This is a genomic window from Mesorhizobium sp. B2-1-8 (assembly GCF_006442545.2).
Taxonomy (GTDB): Bacteria; Pseudomonadota; Alphaproteobacteria; order Rhizobiales; family Rhizobiaceae; genus Mesorhizobium.
Genome location: NZ_CP083952.1, coordinates 965,921 through 984,128, shown reverse-complemented (window position 1 = coordinate 984,128; position 18,208 = coordinate 965,921). Strand labels below are relative to the sequence as shown.

General features: G+C 63.5%; 19 protein-coding genes and 1 pseudogene. 12 read left to right on the top strand and 8 right to left on the bottom strand.

Annotated elements, in window-relative coordinates:
- The first annotated feature begins 91 nt into the window (after positions 1 to 91).
- Positions 92 to 1,960 carry a DEAD/DEAH box helicase gene (locus FJ970_RS04685; protein WP_140764830.1) on the top strand — a complete coding sequence of 623 codons (1,869 nt, stop codon included), beginning with the start codon at positions 92 to 94 and terminating at the stop codon, positions 1,958 to 1,960.
- A gap of 35 nt (positions 1,961 to 1,995) precedes the next feature.
- Here FJ970_RS04685 and FJ970_RS04680 read toward each other — a convergent pair whose 3' ends face one another.
- Positions 1,996 to 3,435, bottom strand: a complete 1,440-nt coding sequence (locus FJ970_RS04680; protein WP_140764833.1) for a glycosyltransferase — start codon at positions 3,433 to 3,435, stop codon at positions 1,996 to 1,998.
- 137 nt (positions 3,436 to 3,572) lie between these two features.
- On the opposite strand from FJ970_RS04680, the gene FJ970_RS04675 reads away from it, so the two are divergent.
- From FJ970_RS04675 to FJ970_RS04660, 4 genes are all read left to right on the top strand, one after another.
- Positions 3,573 to 4,280: a DUF805 domain-containing protein gene (locus FJ970_RS04675; RefSeq protein WP_140764836.1), complete on the top strand. Its 708-nt coding sequence runs from the start codon at positions 3,573 to 3,575 to the stop codon at positions 4,278 to 4,280.
- Positions 4,281 to 4,352: 72 nt separating this feature from the next.
- On the top strand, positions 4,353 to 5,009 hold the full coding sequence (locus FJ970_RS04670) for a DUF805 domain-containing protein (RefSeq protein WP_140764839.1): 657 nt from the start codon (positions 4,353 to 4,355) through the stop codon (positions 5,007 to 5,009).
- Positions 5,010 to 5,155: 146 nt separating this feature from the next.
- Positions 5,156 to 5,584, top strand: a complete 429-nt coding sequence (locus tag FJ970_RS04665; protein ID WP_140764842.1) for a polyketide cyclase — start codon at positions 5,156 to 5,158, stop codon at positions 5,582 to 5,584.
- Positions 5,577 to 6,026: a MarR family winged helix-turn-helix transcriptional regulator gene (locus tag FJ970_RS04660; RefSeq protein WP_140764845.1), complete on the top strand. Its 450-nt coding sequence runs from the start codon at positions 5,577 to 5,579 to the stop codon at positions 6,024 to 6,026. The genes FJ970_RS04665 and FJ970_RS04660 overlap by 8 nt, the downstream gene beginning before the upstream one ends.
- Before the next feature lie 19 nt (positions 6,027 to 6,045).
- Here FJ970_RS04660 and leuB read toward each other — a convergent pair whose 3' ends face one another.
- The 3 genes from leuB to FJ970_RS04645 all read right to left on the bottom strand — a co-directional run bounded on the left by leuB (position 6,046) and on the right by FJ970_RS04645 (position 8,219).
- Entirely contained in the window at positions 6,046 to 7,149 is a 1,104-nt protein-coding gene (gene leuB, locus FJ970_RS04655; protein ID WP_140764848.1) for a 3-isopropylmalate dehydrogenase, read from the bottom strand.
- A 325-nt stretch (positions 7,150 to 7,474) separates the two neighbouring features.
- Positions 7,475 to 7,822 carry a VOC family protein gene (locus FJ970_RS04650; protein WP_140764851.1) on the bottom strand — a complete coding sequence of 116 codons (348 nt, stop codon included), beginning with the start codon at positions 7,820 to 7,822 and terminating at the stop codon, positions 7,475 to 7,477.
- A gap of 13 nt (positions 7,823 to 7,835) precedes the next feature.
- Positions 7,836 to 8,219, bottom strand: coding sequence for a RidA family protein (locus FJ970_RS04645; RefSeq protein WP_140764854.1), 384 nt, complete (start codon positions 8,217 to 8,219; stop codon positions 7,836 to 7,838).
- A 242-nt stretch (positions 8,220 to 8,461) separates the two neighbouring features.
- Here FJ970_RS04645 and FJ970_RS04640 point away from each other — a divergent pair, with 242 nt between their 5' ends.
- Positions 8,462 to 11,122 (top strand): tetratricopeptide repeat protein, encoded by a 2,661-nt coding sequence (locus FJ970_RS04640; protein ID WP_140764857.1) that lies wholly within the window; start codon positions 8,462 to 8,464, stop codon positions 11,120 to 11,122.
- 98 nt (positions 11,123 to 11,220) lie between these two features.
- On the opposite strand, the gene FJ970_RS04635 is transcribed toward FJ970_RS04640, so the two are convergent.
- From FJ970_RS04635 to leuD, 3 genes are all read right to left on the bottom strand, one after another.
- Complete coding sequence (locus FJ970_RS04635) at positions 11,221 to 12,225, bottom strand: L,D-transpeptidase family protein (protein ID WP_140764860.1); 1,005 nt, start codon at positions 12,223 to 12,225, stop codon at positions 11,221 to 11,223.
- A gap of 251 nt (positions 12,226 to 12,476) precedes the next feature.
- Complete coding sequence (locus tag FJ970_RS04630; RefSeq protein ID WP_140764863.1) at positions 12,477 to 13,385, bottom strand: hypothetical protein; 909 nt, start codon at positions 13,383 to 13,385, stop codon at positions 12,477 to 12,479.
- Positions 13,386 to 13,450: 65 nt separating this feature from the next.
- Complete coding sequence (gene leuD, locus FJ970_RS04625) at positions 13,451 to 14,056, bottom strand: 3-isopropylmalate dehydratase small subunit (protein WP_140764866.1); 606 nt, start codon at positions 14,054 to 14,056, stop codon at positions 13,451 to 13,453.
- 155 nt (positions 14,057 to 14,211) lie between these two features.
- Between leuD and FJ970_RS04620 the strand changes: the two genes are divergently transcribed.
- The 6 genes and pseudogenes from FJ970_RS04620 (at position 14,212) to FJ970_RS33855 (ending at position 16,931) form a co-directional block, all read left to right on the top strand.
- The gene (locus tag FJ970_RS04620; RefSeq protein ID WP_140764869.1) at positions 14,212 to 14,652 is read left to right on the top strand and encodes a GNAT family N-acetyltransferase; all 441 of its coding nucleotides are present in this window, start codon (positions 14,212 to 14,214) and stop codon (positions 14,650 to 14,652) included.
- A gap of 81 nt (positions 14,653 to 14,733) precedes the next feature.
- A complete protein-coding gene (locus FJ970_RS04615) occupies positions 14,734 to 15,051 on the top strand; it encodes an ArsR/SmtB family transcription factor (RefSeq protein WP_181178811.1) in 318 nt (105 codons plus the stop codon).
- Entirely contained in the window at positions 15,051 to 15,497 is a 447-nt protein-coding gene (locus tag FJ970_RS04610; RefSeq protein WP_140764872.1) for an SRPBCC family protein, read from the top strand. Before FJ970_RS04615 ends, FJ970_RS04610 begins: the two co-directional genes overlap by 1 nt.
- A gap of 189 nt (positions 15,498 to 15,686) precedes the next feature.
- Entirely contained in the window at positions 15,687 to 16,028 is a 342-nt protein-coding gene (locus FJ970_RS04605; protein WP_265336215.1) for an SRPBCC family protein, read from the top strand.
- Positions 16,029 to 16,095: 67 nt separating this feature from the next.
- A pseudogene (locus FJ970_RS33860) lies at positions 16,096 to 16,560 on the top strand (DUF72 domain-containing protein); the annotation flags it as partial.
- Positions 16,530 to 16,931, top strand: coding sequence for a DUF72 domain-containing protein (locus FJ970_RS33855; RefSeq protein WP_415752036.1), 402 nt, complete (start codon positions 16,530 to 16,532; stop codon positions 16,929 to 16,931). The pseudogene FJ970_RS33860 and the gene FJ970_RS33855, both read left to right, overlap by 31 nt.
- Before the next feature lie 105 nt (positions 16,932 to 17,036).
- On the opposite strand, the gene FJ970_RS04595 is transcribed toward FJ970_RS33855, so the two are convergent.
- Positions 17,037 to 18,203 carry an NAD(P)/FAD-dependent oxidoreductase gene (locus FJ970_RS04595; protein WP_140764875.1) on the bottom strand — a complete coding sequence of 389 codons (1,167 nt, stop codon included), beginning with the start codon at positions 18,201 to 18,203 and terminating at the stop codon, positions 17,037 to 17,039.
- Positions 18,204 to 18,208: the final 5 nt, after the last annotated feature.

Here is an 18,208-nt window from a genome sequence, read left to right as displayed (position 1 = left end):
AGTACGAACACGCAAAGATTGTCTGACCGGCACGCGTGCCGGTCCCGGATGTGCTTCGTATGAGCAATCCCCTGAATTCCGAAAGAACGAGATGTCCAACTTCGATGGTATTGTTCCCGCGCTGGCACAAGCGCTGGAAAAACGCGGTTATTCCGACCTGACACCGGTGCAGAAGGCGGTGCTGGAGCTCGGCCAGGCCGACGCTCTGGTGTCGGCGCAGACCGGCTCGGGCAAGACCGTTGCCTTCGGCCTTGCCATGGCGCCGACGCTGCTCGACGGCGCGGAACGTTTCGGCCAGGCGGCGGCCCCGCTGGCGTTGGCGGTGGCGCCGACGCGCGAACTGGCGCTGCAGGTGACGCGCGAGCTCGAATGGCTGTATGAGCCGACCGGCGCCACGGTGGCCTCCTGCGTCGGCGGCATGGACATGCGCACCGAACGGCGCGCGCTGGAGCGCGGCGCCCACATCGTCGTCGGCACGCCCGGCCGGCTGCGCGACCACATCACCCGTAATTCGCTCGACATGTCGACGCTGAAGGCCGTGGTTCTCGACGAGGCCGACGAGATGCTCGATCTCGGCTTTCGCGAAGACCTCGAATTCATCCTCGATGCCGCACCGGCCGACCGCCGCACGCTGATGTTCTCGGCCACCGTGCCGCGCTCCATCGCCACGCTCGCCCAGGGCTATCAGCGCGATGCCGTGCGCATCTCGGCCGCCGGCGAGGAAAAGCAGCATCTCGACATCGAATACCGGGCGCTGAACGTCGCCCAGGCCGACCGCGAGAACGCCATCATCAACGTGCTGCGTTTCTATGAAGCCAAGAACGCGCTGGTGTTCTGCAACACGCGTGCCGCCGTCAATCATCTCACGGCGCGCTTCAACAACCGCAATTTTTCGGTCGTGGCGCTGTCGGGCGAGCTCAGCCAGAACGAGCGCAGCCATGCGCTGCAGGCGATGCGCGACGGCCGCGCCAAGGTCTGCATCGCCACCGACGTGGCGGCGCGCGGCATCGACCTGCCCAACCTCGAACTGGTGATCCATGCCGACCTGCCGACCAATCCTGAAACGCTGCTGCATCGCAGCGGCCGCACGGGACGCGCCGGGCGCAAGGGCGTCAGCGCGCTGATCGTGCCCAACAGCGCCCGCAGGCGCACCGAGCGGCTGTTGCAAAGCGCCAAGCTGACGGCGACATGGGCGAGCCCGCCCTCGGCCGACGACGTGATGCGGCGCGACGACGAGCGCATCCTTGCCGACCCGGCCTTCGACGAACCGGTGAAGGATGACGAGCGTGCGTTCATAGACGCGCTTCTCGCCAGGCACGGCGCCGAACTGGTGGCCGCCGCCTTCGTGCGTCAATGCCGCTCCAGCCGCTCCGCGCCCGAAGACCTCATGGACGTCGCGCCTTTCACGCCTTCCCGCGAAAGATTGGCGGGCGAGAAGTTTGCGCACCGCGACGAGGCGCCCAGCCGCCGCGATGATTTCGGCGCCAGTGTCTGGTTCTCGCTGTCGGTCGGGCGCCGGCAGAATGCCGAGCCGCGCTGGCTGATCCCGATGCTGTGCCGCGCCGGCAGCATCAGCAAGCGCGAGATCGGCGCTATCAAGATGCAGCCGGAAGAGACGTTCGTGCAGATCGCCGCCGACTGGGCGGAGCGTTTTCTCGCCGCGATCGGTCCCGACCGCAAATTGCAGGGCAGCATCGTGGTCAAGCGACTGGAGGGCACGCCTGACTTGTCGCGGGCGGGCTATCAGCCGCCGAGCCCGGACAAGAAACCGCATCGCGGCAAGGCGCCGTCCGACCCGAACGCACCGAAGCGCAAATTCGAGAAGCGTGCGCCGGCATCGACCGACCAGCGCCCGGCAGCCGCGCATGAGGCAAAACCGTGGGCGAAGAAGCCGGGCAAGCCGAAATTCGAAAATGCCGGCGCGCCGAAGCACAAGAAGGCCAAGAAGCGTCCGTCGTAAGACCGGCGCGAATGCGGGACCGCTGATTTTGCGCGTCAGGGTGCGCTCGTCTCGGAATGCTGGCGGGATGCGCTTTCGCCGAGGCCGGCCTTGATCGCGGCCCAGCTTGCCGAGGCCGGCGTCGGCCGGTGGTTTTGGGCGATGCGCTCCGCCAGCGAGGAGCGCCAGGCGTGGTCTTCCGCCATCCTGCGGATCGCGGCGTACCAGCCGGCCTGGTCGTTGGGGTCGATCGCCGGCATCAAGCCGCCGCTTGCCTCGATCAGCGACGGCGCGGTCGAGACGATGACCGGAACGCCGAAGTCGAGACACTCCGAGGCGCCGTAGCCCCAGCCCTCTATATGCGAGGGAAAGACGCCGAAGGAGGCGCTGCGATAATACTGGATGAGCTCCTCGTCGCTGACCAGCCCGGTGAACGTGACCGACTGGAGCAGCTTCGGATGCGCCGCGAGATAGGCGCGCAGCGGCTCGATCATCCAGCCCCAGCGCCCGGCGCAGACAAGCCTCGGCAGCTTGACGCCTTCTTCCAATGCCTGCTGCCAGATGCGCGCCAGGAGGATGTGGTTCTTCCGCACTTCGATGGTCGAGCAATAGATCACGAACGGGTCGCCCGTCTCGATGCGCGAGGTCGCGCCCATGTGCGAAGCGGTTTCGTGCAGGATGGAAGGCATCGGGAACCGATACACCACAGGCGCGGCGATGCCGGCCTTGCGCATGTGATCGGTCAGCGTCGCGCCGACCTCGTCGGAGGCGCAGAACGCCGGTGCGCCGGCGCGCACCAGCTGTTCGAGACAAGAGCCGAACCGGGCCTCGGCGATGCTCGAACCGATCAGGTCCGGGCGCAGTGTCGGGATGAGATCATGGCAAAGGAAGGCAAGTTTGCCGACGGCGCTCGAGACCGCGGATCGGTGCTGCTGGATCAGGAAGTGATGGCTGATGAGCACGAGGCCCGGCTCCACCTCGATGCTCTGGCCCGGCGCATCGGGCTCCGCGCCCAATCGGATCCGTGCCCGCTGGCACAGGCGATAGGCGCGGATCAGCAGCCGCGTCGCCTGGTAGGCGACCCCTTTGCGGCCGTTGGTCACCGTCTTGGCAAGATGACGGTCCGTCTCGCGCTTGTCCCATGGCTGTTGCCTCACCGCCGCGAAAGCCTGCGACAGGGCCGCGCGTCTTCCCGGCCACCATTTGACACGGTGCGGTGAAATCCGGCCCGCCGCGACATGCTCCAGTTCATAAGGGGCGAGCGGCCGAAACTTGCCCTCGTTCGGCCTGTATGCCACCACCTCCACGCAAGGATCCGGATCCGCCAGCGCAGCGTTGACGAGAAAGCTCTCCACGCGCGGAATGCCAGCCAGGCCCTTGCCGGGCGGCCAGAACATCAGCCCGGTGGCGTCGATAGCCAGAGAGACCCGTCCCGGTGTCATCGTCGCCTCGCCATCCGGGGTCACCGCGCCGGCATGGGAACGTTCGACTGTCATTGCCTGCCTTGGCCAAAACGGTTGCATTCGATGTCTTATGCTTCATTTGCCGCGAAGGCGGTAGCTATGGGCGGCTTGCCCATCGGCTCGGCCCCGTGCCACATCTTGGCAGGGATGTGGCGACAAGGGGGTGGGCGATGCGCGGCGAAGTGCTCCACTATGACGAAGACCAGGGCTTCGGCTTCATCACCGGAGCCGACGGCAACCGCTACACCTTCACCCGCGAGAGCCTGCGCCGGCAAACCGCCATGCCCAGCGGGACGGTGGTCGAGTTCCAGGCGGGCGGCGGCCAGGCGCGCGACGTCTTTTCGATCGCCCAGACCACAGGCCCGGTCGCCGACGCCGGGATCAGCGCCGCGCCGGCTCAGTCCGGTCCCGCGCCCATGGCCGGCGCGTCGCAGCCGCAGCATTTCGGCCGATCGTCCGGGCCGGCCGAGCCCACCGATCTCTGGGGCTATTTCTGGCGTGGCTTGACCCGGAACTATTTCAATTTTCGCGACCGCGCCCGCCGCAAGGAATATTGGGGCTATTGCCTGTTCTGGACGATTGCTCTGTTGGTGGTCATCGGCACCGGCGTTTTCGCCGATTTCGAGATCGGCAATTTCGACAACGCCGAGGTGCCGGCGATGACAGTCGGGCTTTTCGGTCTTTTCCTGCTGGCCACCTTCCTGCCCGGTCTCGGCATGATCGTGCGTCGCCTGCACGACCTTGGCCTGACCGGTTGGCTCTGCCTGCTGATCCTCATCCCGACTTTCGGCAGCCTGATCATCCTGGTCTTCGCGCTGATCCCGACCCAGGCGCGGGAAAACCAGTGGGGACCGGTCCCGGCAGGAGTCAGCACATAATCTAGCGTGCATATTGCAATTGTTGACAACCCTGGATAGCATTTGTTCATCGCATCGCAAGGGGGGAAGGCTATGCGCGGCACAGTTTATCACTACGACCAGGATCAGGATTTCGGTTATATCAACGGGGTCGACGGCACCCGCTATTTATTTGCGCCTAAGGATCTGAACGAGGGGGTGGCCCTCGTCAGAGGCGCTGTCGTCGAGTTCCAGCCAGACGACGGCGCGGCGCATGATATAGTCGCCGTGCCCTCGCCGTCTTCAGGCGCGGGTCAGCCACCGCGGCGAGGCCAGCCTGCCGAAAAGCGGTCTGCCGGTTCCACGGGACTCTGGGCCTATTTCGGGCGCACGGTGAGCGTGAATTATTTCAATTTCAACGGACGCGCCCGCCGCAAGGAATTCTGGGCTTTTTGGCTATGTTTTCTTCTTGTGCAGGTAGCGCTTGTTGGCTTCGGGATCCTTGTCAATCTCGCCGTCAACGGCTTCGGCGCCAATGCGGGCAGGAGTTCGATAGGCTTCTTACCCGCCATTATCTACACGCTGGCGTTCGGCTTCTCATGGATTGCGTTAGTCGTACGACGCCTGCACGACGTCGGCCTGAGCGGCTGGCTTGTCTTGGTCTGCTTCATCCCGGTCATCGGCGAAGCTGCCTTGCTGGTCCTCGGACTTATGCCGTCCCAGGGAGGCAAAAACCCCTGGGGATCGGTACCGGCAGGGGTCAGGGTTTAGCGACCAGTTCCCGAGAGAAAGTCACTCCCAAAGAACGACCGTTCCGACCTTCGTCATGGATGAAGATTCCGCTTGCAATTTAATCCGTGCACAGATAGTCTTCGCACGGATCGAATATCGATCGGGCAAGATGGATGGAGCAGACAATGTGGACCAATGAATACACCGCGACTTCTCCGCTTCCGGCGCAAGCCATCTGGAACGCGCTCAAGGCCTTGCATGAAGGCCGCCTGACCTATGAAGGCTCCGACACCTTCGTGCTGCACGGGCCCTTCGCCAAGGGCAGCCGCGTGTCGGTGACACCGGTCGGACAGGACACGTTCGAATCGACCATCGTCGATCTCGTCGACAATGTGACCTATGCCGACGAGACCTCGTTCGGTGACACCAAGCTGCTGTTCCGGCACACGCTGGTGTCCGTTGAAGGCGGCACCCAGGTGACACACCGGCTCGATATCTCCGGCCCTTCGGCCGCCGAGGTCGGTCCGGAACTCGGGCCGCGGATCAGCGGGGATTTCGACGTCTCGATGACCAGGCTGTTCGAACAGGCGGAGGCGTTGGCGAACCGTGGCTGAACTCGACACGCGCTTCAAGGGCGGGCCATCGGAGAGCCCGGGATTGCTGCTCTGGCGAACCACCATGCGCTGGCAGCGCGTCATGACGGCGGCGCTGGCGCCGCTCGACCTGACGCATGTCCAGTTCGTGCTGCTCGCCTCGGCGATGTGGCTTGGCCGCAATGGCGAACCGCCCAACCAGGTGCAGCTCGCCGCCCAGGCCGGCACGGAGGTGAAGATGACATCGGATGTCGTCGCCCGGCTGGAGGCGAAAGGATTGATCGCACGCGAGCCTGATCCCCGGGATTCCCGAGCCAAGGTGATCCGCGTCACATCAGCCGGGGCAGCGGCCGCACAGCAAGCGATCGTCGCCGTCGAGACCGCCGACGCGGCCTTTTTCGAGCCTGTGGACGAGGCGCGGCTCGTCGGCCTGCTGCAGCAGCTGGCCGGCGAGATCCGCTGAGGCCGAGTTGCCCTGCGGCTTAGGCCAGGAACCTGCCGATGATCGCGTCGCCCATCTCGACGGTACCAACCTCGGTCATGCCGGGGGAGAAAATGTCCTTGGTGCGCAGGCCCTGGTCGAGCACAGCGGCGATTGAAGCTTCGAGCTTGTCGGCCTCATCGACCATGCCGAAGGAATAGCGCAGGCACATGGCGAAGGAGGCGATCATGGCGATCGGGTTGGCGATGCCCTTGCCGGCAATGTCGGGGGCAGAGCCGTGTACCGGCTCGTAGAGCGCCTTGCGCTTCTTGGTCTTCACGTCGGGCGCGCCGAGCGAGGCCGACGGCAGCATGCCGATCGAGCCGGTCAGCATGGCGGCGATGTCGGACAGCATGTCGCCGAACAGATTGTCGGTGACGATGACGTCGAACTGCTTTGGCCAGCGCACCAGCTGCATGCCGCCGGCGTCAGCCAGCATGTGGTCGAGCTTGACGTCGGAATAGCGCGCCTTGTGGGTCTGGGTGACGACCTCGTTCCACAACACGCCCGACTTCATGACGTTGCGCTTTTCCATCGAGGTGACGTGGTTCTTGCGGGTCCGCGCCAATTCGAAGGCGACGCCCGAAATGCGCTCGATCTCGAACGTGTCGTAGACCTGCGTGTCGATGCCGCGCTTCTGGCCGTTGCCGAGATCGATGATCTGCTTGGGCTCACCGAAATAGACGCCGCCGGTCAGCTCGCGCACGATGAGGATGTCGAGGCCTTCGACAACTTCCTGCTTGAGCGAAGACGATGCGGCCAGCGCCGGATAGCAGATTGCCGGGCGCAGGTTGGCGAACAGCTCCATGTCCTTGCGCAGGCGCAGGAGGCCTGCCTCGGGGCGCACCTCGTAAGGCACGGCATCCCATTTCGGCCCGCCGACGGCGCCGAACAGCACCGCATCCGCGGCCATCGCCTTTTCCATGTCGGCATCGGAAATCGCCGCGCCATGCGCATCGTAGGCGCAGCCGCCGACCAGGCCCTCGTCGGTGACGAAGCCGCTGCCGAGCTTTGCGTTCATGGCCGCGATCAGCTTCTTGACCTCGGCCATGGCCTCGGGGCCGATGCCGTCACCGGGGAGCAGGAAAAGATGCTTCGTTGCCATGGAGAAAACCGTCCCAGAAAGATTTGAACCGCGGCCTTGCTAAACGCCAAGCGGTTGCAGCGCAAGCCGTAACGGGGAGGGAGAACGCCGCGATCCGAACAAGGCACCGTCGGCGACCCTTCGCGCCCCCCTCTGTCCTGCCGGACATCTCCCCAACGAGGAGGGAGATCGCCTATAATATCGGTCTTCGCAAATGTCAGGCGTTTAAAGAATAGCGCGGTTAGCAAAGCTGCCGATCTCCCCCCTCGTGGGGGAGATGTCCGGCAGGCCAGAGGGGGCGCTGTCCCGCCGGCATATCCAAGTTACTGCCCCACGGAACACGCCATCACCGATGCGAGAGAATATTAACCAGCCTGCCGCAGGGATCGCGCACATAGAAGCGCCGCACGCCCCAGGGTTCATCGGCCGGCCCGTATTCGACGGCGAAACCGGCCGCCTTCATGGCCTCGAGTGCCGCATCGACATCGTCGACCTCGATCGACAGGTCCGGCGGCGTGCCACACCCGCCTTGCGCCATGAAGCTGACCTGCACCTGCATCATCTCCCCAGAGCCGTACGTCACGATCCAACCCTGGTTCATCAGGATGTCGAGGCCGAGCACGTCATGGTAGAAACGTCTCGCTGCCGCCGCATCCTGTGTCTCGACATTGGCCACGATGCGCCGGACCTTCATCGTCTTGGTCCTCTCAGGCTGTCCGCCGCAGCGCCGTCACCTCGATCTCGATCTTCATTTCCGGCTTGTTGAGCCGGCACACGATCATCGTCGCCGCCGGCCTGATGTCGCCGAATGTCTCGCCGAGGATCGGGAAGACCACGTCCACGAAGGCCTGGTCGGTGATGTAGTAATGCGCTCGCACCACATCTGACATCTCGAAGCCGCCGTCCTGCAACGCCTTGCCGATCGTCGCCAGGCAGTTGCGCGTCTGCGCCTCGACCGTCTCCGGCATCGTCATGGTGGCATAGTCGTAGCCGGTCGTCCCGGACACGAAACACCAGTCGCCCTGCACCACGGCGCGCGAATAGCCGGCGGTTTTCTCGAAAGGCGAACCGGTCGAGATGAGCTTGCGCATGAGGGACCTCGCATTGTTGCAGCTACTCTGTGGCGAAAACGCCGATCCTGCCATGGGCCAATGCGAATGGATCGGCGGTGCAGGACCGGGCCAGCCCCTTTCCCGCCATGCTCTTCCAGGACTCCATAGCAAGGATGTCGGCGGTGGCGGCATTGCAATTTCTGCTTGCATTTGGGAACAAAAACAGAACTGTATAGTAACCGCAAGGGCCGTCGCAGCAACTCCGGGGGGAGCATTAGACCATGTCACGCCGAACGAGCGCGCTGGCGCGCGCTGCTATTTCAATTCTTTTGCTCTGGACGTCCTCTGCGCTGACCGCGATTGCAGTGCTCGGCGTGGCGACCACGACGACGCTCGCCGACAACGCGGCGAACGGACAGAGCGCCGCTGCGGCCGCCCAGGCCGAGACCCGGCCCGCGGCCAAGCTGAGCGCGAGCGAACATATTCCGCCTGTCGATTCGAAGTTGGCGAAGCAGATCGACGATGCGGATCCCCGCGTCCTGGTCGCGGTATCCAAAGGCGATAGCCTCGCGCACGAGGGTAAGTACGACGAAGCGATCAAGGCCTACGAAGAGGCCATCGCGATCGCTCCTGAGAGCCCGCTTCCCTATCTCGGTCGCGGCAGGGCCTTTGACGGCAAGAACGACTATACCCGCGCCATCGCCGACTACGACAAGGCCATCGCTATGGTTCCGGATATGGCCGCGCCGCTCATGCGCCGTGGCATGGCCAAGGCCGCCGCGGGCGACGCGGTCGGCGCGCTTGCCGATTGCATCGGGGCCGCCAGGCTCGATCCAAAAGCGAGCGGCGCCTACTTCTGTTCCGGAGCGGCCTGGTACGCCACGGGCGACCTCAAGCGAGCGATCGAGGCTTTTTCAGTGGCGATCGAGATCGATCCGAAAGACGCCGCCAGCCATTACGGACGCGGCATGGTGCAAGCCGACGGCCAGAACTATGCCGAGGCCGTTGCCGACTTCGACCAGGCGGCAAAACTCGACTCGCACAATCCAAACTACGCGGCCGCCCGCAACGCGGCGCTGGCGGTCCAGGCCAAAGGCGGCGCCGGCGCGAATGCGATTGTACCACCCTCGAAGAAGCTCAGGGCTTTCGTCGATCGCGGCTATGCCTTCTACCACAAGGGCAAATATGATCGTGCGATCGCCGAATACAACAAGGCGATCGCGCTCGATCCGAAAGATGTCTCGGCCTATGTCGGGCGAGGCATCGCGCTGGTCGACAAGGGAAAGTATGACGCGGCGATCGAGGATTATAACAGGGTAGTCGAACTTAATCCCGATTATTCAGACGTTTACATCGGCCGTGCCGTCGCGTGGACCAAAAAGAATGAGCCGGATCGCGCCATAGCCGACTTGAGCCGCGCCATCGAGCTCGATGCCAATTACGCGCCGGCCTATTTCGGACGTGGCAGCGCCTTCATCGACAAAGCTGACTACGACCGGGCAATTGCCGATTTCGATCAGGCGCTGAAACTCGACCCCGGGATGGCGCTTGCCCGCAAGGGCCGAATGATGGCCGTGGCGGCGAAAGACAAAGCCGCGGCAACCAAGCCTGCCGGTCAGGCTCGAAACAAAATCGTCGAGGACGCTATCGAGCAGGGCACGATCTGGCGCTCCCAAAATCAATTCGACCGCGCGATCGAGCAGTACGACATGGCGGTCGCCGCCGACCCATCCAATGCCGGCGCCCATACCTTGCGCGGTTTCACCTTTGCGTTGAAGGGCGACCTCGACCGGGCGCTGTCCGACTACAACAACGCGATTAAGCTCGATCCAAAGTCAACCGACGCCTATTTCTACCGTTCCGCCATCTGGCGGCAGAAGGGCAAGATCGACCGCGCCATTGCGGATCTGAGCACCATCATTTCGTTGCAACCGGCCAATGCCGACGCTTATGTGCTACGCAGCCGGGCCCGCGCTGTAAAACACGATTGCGATGGCATCATCGCCGATTCGACAAAGGTGATCGGGCTGCGGCCAACGGATGCGGAAGCATGGTTCAATCGCGGATTCTGCTGGAACAGGAAGAAACAATACGACCGCGCCATCGCCGATCTCGACGAGACTCTACGCCTCGATCCAAACTACACCAATGCCCGCAAGGAGCGCGATGATGCGACTGCTGCGAGAGCGGCAGACAAGCAGACGCCAACGACCGGAGCCGCAGCAACGGCGCACAACGCCAAAAAGAGTGGCATGGCCCTGTACAACAAGGGTCAATACGACCTTGCGATCGCCAAATTCGATCAGACGTTGGCGCTCGAACCCGACGATGCGGAGGCTTTCGGATATCGCGGTCTCGCGTGGGGGCAGAAGGGCAATTACGATCGCGCCATAATGGACTACGGCAGCGCGATCGCGATCGAGCCAAAAAACAGCAGCTATTATTCCGCACGTGGCTTTGCCTGGACGGCCAAGAACGACCACAAACGTGCCATCGACGACTTCGGCAAGGCAATCGAGTTCGATCCCACCTACCCCCTCCATTTCCACGCTCGAGCGATCAGCCGGATGACCATCGGCGATTACGACGGCGCCATAGCAGACTATGACAAGGCTATCAGCCTTAGTCCGGGCGTTGCCAAAATGCGTGTCGAACGCGGTATCGTCTGGATGGCCAAAGGCGATCCGAAGCGCGCTCTGGCGGATTTCGACATGGCGATCCAGATCGATCGGAACGGTCCGGGCGGCTACTTCGGCAGAGGTCTCGTGCAGGCACGCGCGGGCGATCACGACGGCGCAATCGCCAACTTCAATCACGCGATCAAGCTTTACCCCAACTATGCCGATGCCTACACTTTCCGAGGCCGCTCCTGGGAGGCAAAAGGCAATCACAAGCGTGCCGAGGCCGACCGCAAGAAGGCGTTGAGCCTCGGCGCAAACTAAGGCTTGTTTGACGTTGAAGATCTCGCGCGCCGGCTACCGTGAGGTGCTCTCCTTGCGGCTCCGGCACCGGCTCGGGGGTCTGCATTGCCCGCCATGCGTCAGCCGGGTTGGCCATTGGCCGTTTCCGCCGTTTCTCCGGTGAAGACGACCTTCGTGCCTTTCTGCACCTCGAGGGCGAGGTCTTCTGCATCCCAATTGGTCAGTCTTATGCAACCATGCGAAAAGGTCTTCCCGATCTTGCCTGGTTCGGGCGTGCCGTGAATCCCGTAACTTTCAATGGACAGGTCGATCCAGACCGATCCGACAGGATTGTTAGGCCCTGCGGCGATGGTGAAGGGCCTTTTGGTTCTTACCCCCTTGAAGGCGAAGTGGGGATCATAGTGATAGGTGGGATTGTGGACCACGCGTACGACTTGTGCCTCGCCGCTCGGCGCCGGCTTCTCTTCGCTTCCGATCGAGGCAGGGTAGACCGCAACCACTTTGCCGGAATTGTCGAGAACGCGAACTTGGCGCGCGGCCTTGTCGACTTCGACGTTGGCAACGGCCGAGGGCGGATCGCCTCGGTCGATAGCCGGCACCAGCACCTTTGCGCCCGCCTTCCTGAAGCTGACGCCCGAGTTGAGCTTTCGCAGCAATTGTTCGCTGATGTGGAAGTGCTCTGCGATCCGTTCCAGCGAACTGCGATAGCCGAGCCTGCGCAGGCGAGCCATTCTTTCCATACTGGCCGGAATGCGCTTGGTAAACGGTCCACGCACGTCCTTGCGCGTCAGCTCGTAGTTCACGAGAACCGCGCCTGGTGAGGTTGCGACGAGCTTGTCCCAGGTCTCCCGGTTGAGCTTGCCATCGGTGGGCAGCGTGTTGGCCGCCTGAAAGGCCCGGACCGCCTTGGTGAAGTTCTCCGCCTGGCGGCCGTCAATGAGGCCAGGCGAGAACCGCGCGCGATCCAAAAGGATTTGTGCCTTCAGCGTGGTCGCATCGGCGCCCTTCGGTGCGTCATCGCTGAATTGAGCATCGTTGACGGCGGCTGCGTCCAGCTTTGCCGCCTCCGTGGCGCCAGATGCGAAGGCGAACAAAACAAGCGCCAGAAGAACGAGCCTGACCATCAATGTTACTCCAGGCACTGCCGCGCGAAGCTGCTTCTATGACGCGGCGCGGCCGATCTGGTTCCATTTGTCCCAGCGAATATCGCCGTCGACGCGGATTGGGCGAAGACCGTCCTCGATCTCCGCGCCGGCGACCGGCGCTCAAAGGAAGAAAAACCGCAGTCCCGCGCGCGTCCGCAACAGTGGACGGTTGTCGCGCGTAGGCCGGAAGAAATTCGCCCCCGACCCTGTTTTCGCCGGAAATGCTCTAGCTAATTCGCCGACCCCAGCGCCTTGTCGAGCGCTTCCTTCACGTCGGCCGGCCATGTCGTCACCGCGGGCCATGCGCTCGGCTGCCCATTGTCGCCGCGGCGGGCGAAGTAGAGCTGGTGCTTGGCCGGGTCGATCGCCATGAAGCCGTCATTGCCGCCGCAATCATGCGGCACGCAACCGCTGGCGTAGAAAGCGCCGGACGCGGTCTTTTCCGTGCCGCCGCCGACCAGCAGGCTGGTCGCCATGTCAGGCATGTCCTTGCCGAGCAGCTTTTCGGCTTCCTTGTAGACGGCCTCGTTGTGGAAGGCGTCGATGATGTTGTCGTATTTCGACGGGTCGATATCCTTCCAGTCGGTTCCGGGCTCCGGCATGTAGGTCAGATTGCCTGAAATGGTCAGCCCTGTGGTCGGCGACCATTGCAAGGCCGGCTTCTCGTCACCCGGCAGCAAATAAGGCACGAAATAAATGGCGTTGTCGGACACCGCCAAGGGCGGCGCACCGCACTCGTCCTGCTCCACGGTGGTGCTCTGGATCTCGCCGCCTTGCGGCTTCCAGACGATCACCTTGGCCGGACCGCACTGGTTGCCGCCATCGCCGACATCGATCAGCGCGACGTTGACGTCGCCGATCTTGACGATCTTGTCGAAGAAGACGTCATAGTTGCTGGCCAGCTGTTTGCCGTCATAAAAAAGCACCTTCTCGCCGTCCTGCTCCGGCTGCGTGATGGTCAGCTGGCCGCCTTCGAACGGGATCGGCGCCTGCTTGTCGTCATCGGCAGCGTTTGCGGTACCCGTGTCAGCAGGCGGCTTCTCCGCCGAAGGGGGCGTCTGGGTCTGCGTTTGCGCAAACGCGGCGGGCGCCACCAACAAGGCCAGCCAGCAAACGCCGGCAAGAAGGTGATGTCTCATGACTGTCCCTCTATTCAGCCGCCACGAACCCGGCCGCTCGCGGCCGGGTGCATCTGTTCAGAGCTTCAGGCCCAGGGGCGCAGTTCGGCGTTCTTCTTCTCGAACGAGGCGATGGCGCCAGCCTTTTCCATGGTCAGGCCGATATCGTCGAGCCCGTTGAGCAGGCAGTGCCGCTTGAAGTCGTCGAGATCGAATTTGACCACGCCGCCGTCCGGACCGCGGATTTCCTTGGCTTCGAGGTCGATCGACAGAGTGGCGTTGGAGCCGCGCGAAGCGTCATCCATCAGCTTCTCCAGATCCTCGGGGCTGACGGTGATCGGCAGTACGCCGTTCTTGAAGCAGTTGTTGTAGAAGATGTCGGCGAACGAGGTCGAGATGACGCAGCGTATGCCGAAATCGAGCAGCGCCCACGGCGCGTGCTCCCGGCTCGAGCCGCAGCCGAAATTGTCGCCGGCGACAAGAATCTGCGCCTTGCGGTAGGCCGGCTTGTTGAGCACGAAATCCGGATTTTCCGAACCGTCGTCATTGTAGCGCATCTCGGCGAACAGGCCCGTGCCAAGCCCGGTGCGCTTGATCGTCTTGAGATAATCCTTCGGGATGATCATGTCGGTGTCGACATTGACGATCGGCATGGGAGCGGCGACGCCGGTGAGCTTGGTGAATTTTTCCATGGCTTTGGCCCGTGTTTTTCGTTGCGGGGGATTTTCTGAGGCCCGGTTTACACAAAGCCGCGGGCAAATAAAAGGCAACTGTTTGCGCGCGCCGGCACGAAGGTGCCGCACAAAACAGCTTCGAATTCACCGCCCGATGGTGCAGTCTGGCTGTGATGGCAGAAAACTCCCACGTCCTCTACGCGCGCGAACCGACGCTCGGCATTCCCGAATTCCGCCGCGTGCTGGTGGAATCCGGTCTCGGCGAAGTCAGGCCCGTCGAAGACGAGGCCAGGCTGAGGGCGATGCTGGAAGGCGCCAACCTGATCGTGACTGCCCGTCTCGACATGGCCAGTGTTGACATGGAAGGCATGCCGCTGATCGGCGTTGCCCGCTGCCTGACCGACTTTTCCTGGGTCTGCTACATCTCCGATCTCGCCGTCTCGGCCAAGGCGCAGGGCCTGGGTGTCGGCAAGGGGCTGATGGACGAGGTGGCCCGGCAGCTCGGACCGTCGGTCGCCATCAGCCTGATTTCGGTGCCCGACGCTGTCGGCTTCTACGAACGCATCGGCATGCAGCGCATGCCCGACGCCTTCTGGATCTCCCGCAAGCGCTGATTTCTTCTCCTGTGACCGCGGCCAGCAACGGCGCGCGATCTTATCGCTTGACATGCAACCAAATGGTTGCATATTAGAGGCATGAGCATGGATGCAGTCTTTCGCGCGCTGGCGGACCCGACACGCCGGCAATTGCTGGACAACCTCCATGCCAGGAATGGACAGACGCTGAATGCGCTGTGCGCTGAGATGGCCATGACCCGCCAGGCGGTGACCAAGCACCTGGCGATCCTGGAGGAAGCAAACCTCGTCACCACAATCCGTCGGGGCCGAGAGAAGGAGCACTATCTCAACCCGGTCCCGATCAACGAGATCGCCGAACGCTGGATCGGCAAGTTCGAGCGGGGGCGGCTGACCGCCCTCAGCGACCTGAAGAGACGCCTCGAAAGGGAAGACTGATGAGCAACAGCTTCGTTTACGTGACCTATATTCGCACCACGGCCGAAAAGCTCTGGGAGGCGCTGACCGACCCGGAGTTCAACCGGCAGTTCTTCCTCTGCTCCTATCAGGAAAGCGAGTGGAAAGTGGGCTCCAGCTGGAAGCTGATCTTCCCTGACGGGCGTGTCGCCGACAGCGGCGAGATCCTCGAAATCGACCCGCCGCGGCGCCTGGTCATAAAATGGCGCAATGAATGGATGCCCGAGGTCAGGGAAGACGGCTACACACGCTGCACCTTCACCATCGAGCCGGACGGCGAACTGATGAAGCTCGCCGTCACCCATGAAGCGGACGGGCCGCACAGGCTGATCGGCAATGTAGCCAAGGGCTGGCCGCTGGTGCTGGCCAGCCTGAAGAGCCTGCTCGAGACCGGCCAGGGGTTCGAACGTCCGCCGTCAAAAAACTGAAGGCTCGTTTCGACTGCGAAACGAATTTGATGTGGAGATATCCATGATGCACGCTCTCAGGGTGCGGAGCATGACCAACGGCGACACCGTCATGGCGTCCGCCGAAATGGAAGCACCGCCGGAACGCATCTTCGAGGGCTGGTCGGCAAGGAAGTCGAGCAATGGTGGTGGTCAGCCGACACCTACCGGATGGTCGACTGGTCGGCCGACCTGCGCGTCGGCGGCCGTTGGAACGTTATTTTCCGCACGGCCGACGGCACGGACCTGCCGGCGAGCGGCGAATTCGTCGAGATCGAAGCACCGCGCCGGATCGTACAGACACGGGCCTATGCATGGGACCATCCCACGCTTGGCCGACGGCAAACCACAGTAGCCTGGTTGCTGGAACCGATTGCCAGGGGCACGCGCCTCACCATCTGCCATGGCCGCTTTGCCGGGCTGCATGAGGCGGCGGCCGAACATGCAGAGGGGTGGGCGCGGGTGCTGGCCTGGCTTCAAGCGCATGTCGAGGCCGGAAGACTGGCGGCGTGAGCAGCAGGTCGTTGCTTTGCGCAGCCTCTGTCCTTGACCCACACCTCATTCGGCCCACATCCCACGCATGGGAAAACAGGCATGTTTCATAGGCACGGCCGGCTGGGGCATTCCGACACGATGCAAGAATGATTTTCCGCAACCCGGGTCGCATCTAGAACGCTACGCCCGGCACTTTCCGGTCGTCGAGATCGACACGTCCTTCTACAAGCCGCACCGCCGCGAGACCTATGAGCGCTGGGCACGCGCCGTGCCGGAGCACTTCCGCTTCGCCGTCAAGGTGCCGAAGGCCATCACCCATGAGCGCCGTCTCGTCGACTGCGGTGACGACCTTTTGGAAAGCTTTCTCCGGCAGGTCGAAGGTCTCGGTGCAAAGCTGAGCGTGCTTCTGGTGCAGCTCCCGCCGAGCTTGCCCTTCGAGCCGGATGTCGCGAGCGGTTTCTTCGACATGCTGAGCACGCGAACGCAAACCAGGCTGGTCTGTGAGCCGCGCCATCCCAACTGGTTCGAACCGGACGCCGAAGCGCTTCTGGCCAATCGCCGGATCGCGCGTGTCGCCGCCGACCCGACTCCGGTGCCTGCGGCCGCAGCGCCGGGCGGCTGGCCGGCCTTGCCTATTTCCGCTGGCATGGCGCGCCGCGCGTCTATTACTCGGACTACGACGACGAAAGCCTCGATCGATTTAGCCGGCAAATGGAGGAGGAGGCGGCTTCCGGTGCCGAGGTCTGGGGCATCTTCGACAACACGGCCGCCGGCCATGCGCTCGGCAACGCACTTAAGGTTGACGCGATGATGGCGCAGACGCTGGAGGGGCAGCGCCCCCCTCTGCCCTGCCGGGCATCTCCCCCTCAAAAAGGGGGGAGATTGGCAGCTTTGATGCCGGCGCGTTCTCTTCGACGTTGAAGATTCGCGAAACCGTCGCCACATCCGATCTCCCCACTTGAGGGGGAGATGTCCGGCAGGACAGAGGGGGGCGCTGTCCCGCCGGCATCAATCGTTCTTGCTCCCTCAAATCACATTCAACTCCCGAAACGCCCGCCCTTCAGCGACGCGTCCATACCCAAACGCCGAGCAGTCGATCGTGCGATACCCGCCATGCACCAAAAACTCGGCCAGCGCCTTGCCGACCGCCGGCGCCTGCTGCAGGCCATGGCCGGAGAATCCGTTGGCGAAGAGGAAATTCGTCACCTCGGGGTGCGGGCCGATCACCGCGTTCTGGTCGAGCGTGTTGTAGTCGTAGTGCCCGGCCCAGGCGCGGGTCGGTTTGATGGCCTCGAAGGCCGGGATGCGGGTCGCCAGCACCGGCCAGATCACCTCTTCGAAGAGCGGCCAGTCGACGTCGAAATCGCCGGGATCGGCCGGGCCGTCGCCCTCTTCCGGCTCGGCGCCGCCGGTGAGGTAGACCGAGCCTTCCGGCCTGACATAGATGCCGGAGGGATCGACCAGCAGCGGCATGTCGGCATATTTCTCGCGCGCCTCGAAGACGAAGACGTTGCGCTTGCGCGGCTCGACCGGCAGCATCAGTCCGGCAAGGGCGGCGACCTTGCCGGCATTCGGTCCGGCGGCGTTGATGACGGTGCCGGCCTCGATCCGATCGCCATTGTCGAGGCTGACGCTGGTAACGCGGTCGCCTTGCCGCTCGATGCCGGTGACCGAAGCGCTGATGAAGTCGATCCTCTTCTGCCGCAGCGCCTTGCGGAACAGCATCAGCATGGCATGGGCGTCGAACCAGCCTTCGCCTGTCCGGCCATAGGCGCCGGCGGTGATGCCTTCGGCCGACAGCCAGGGGAAGCGGCGCGTCAGCTGGTCGGCGTCCTCGAGCAGGATGTCGGCGCCCTCGGCGACCTGCGCCGCGTGATTGGCCCTCAGGATCGGCAGCCCGGCCTCGCCGGCAAGGATGAGATAGCCGCCTTCGCGAAAACCGATATCGGCGTCCGCGCCGAATTCTTCCTTCAGCCGCCGGAACAGTTTCAGCGTGAATTGCGACAGGCGGATGTTTTCCGGAATCGAGAATTGCTGGCGGATCGAGGCCATGGACAGCGTCGTCGCCGCATGGGCGAATTGCGGGTCGCGCTCGATCAGCGCGATCGAGCCGGAAAAACCCTCCTCGCGCAGATAGTAGGCGACCGAGGAGCCGACGATGGCTCCGCCGATGATGACGATGTCGTAGCGCACTTTTT

What these genes read in the sequence shown, in the direction of transcription:
- FJ970_RS04645 (WP_140764854.1), bottom strand. Translation starts at nt 8,219, where the DNA reads ATGCGCAAGCTCATCTCGACCGGTTCGCCTTTCGAGAAAACCGCCGGC.
- FJ970_RS04650 (WP_140764851.1), bottom strand. Translation starts at nt 7,822, where the DNA reads ATGAAGGTCCGGCGCATCGTGGCCAATGTCGAGACACAGGATGCGGCG.
- FJ970_RS04610 (WP_140764872.1), top strand. Translation starts at nt 15,051, where the DNA reads ATGAGCAACAGCTTCGTTTACGTGACCTATATTCGCACCACGGCCGAA.
- FJ970_RS04665 (WP_140764842.1), top strand. Translation starts at nt 5,156, where the DNA reads ATGTGGACCAATGAATACACCGCGACTTCTCCGCTTCCGGCGCAAGCC.
- FJ970_RS04630 (WP_140764863.1), bottom strand. Translation starts at nt 13,385, where the DNA reads ATGAGACATCACCTTCTTGCCGGCGTTTGCTGGCTGGCCTTGTTGGTG.
- leuD (WP_140764866.1), bottom strand. Translation starts at nt 14,056, where the DNA reads ATGGAAAAATTCACCAAGCTCACCGGCGTCGCCGCTCCCATGCCGATC.
- FJ970_RS04680 (WP_140764833.1), bottom strand. Translation starts at nt 3,435, where the DNA reads ATGACAGTCGAACGTTCCCATGCCGGCGCGGTGACCCCGGATGGCGAG.
- leuB (WP_140764848.1), bottom strand. Translation starts at nt 7,149, where the DNA reads ATGGCAACGAAGCATCTTTTCCTGCTCCCCGGTGACGGCATCGGCCCC.
- FJ970_RS04685 (WP_140764830.1), top strand. Translation starts at nt 92, where the DNA reads ATGTCCAACTTCGATGGTATTGTTCCCGCGCTGGCACAAGCGCTGGAA.
- FJ970_RS04670 (WP_140764839.1), top strand. Translation starts at nt 4,353, where the DNA reads ATGCGCGGCACAGTTTATCACTACGACCAGGATCAGGATTTCGGTTAT.
- FJ970_RS04620 (WP_140764869.1), top strand. Translation starts at nt 14,212, where the DNA reads ATGGCAGAAAACTCCCACGTCCTCTACGCGCGCGAACCGACGCTCGGC.
- FJ970_RS04615 (WP_181178811.1), top strand. Translation starts at nt 14,734, where the DNA reads ATGAGCATGGATGCAGTCTTTCGCGCGCTGGCGGACCCGACACGCCGG.
- FJ970_RS04605 (WP_265336215.1), top strand. Translation starts at nt 15,687, where the DNA reads ATGGTCGACTGGTCGGCCGACCTGCGCGTCGGCGGCCGTTGGAACGTT.
- FJ970_RS04635 (WP_140764860.1), bottom strand. Translation starts at nt 12,225, where the DNA reads ATGGTCAGGCTCGTTCTTCTGGCGCTTGTTTTGTTCGCCTTCGCATCT.
- FJ970_RS04675 (WP_140764836.1), top strand. Translation starts at nt 3,573, where the DNA reads ATGCGCGGCGAAGTGCTCCACTATGACGAAGACCAGGGCTTCGGCTTC.
- FJ970_RS04640 (WP_140764857.1), top strand. Translation starts at nt 8,462, where the DNA reads ATGTCACGCCGAACGAGCGCGCTGGCGCGCGCTGCTATTTCAATTCTT.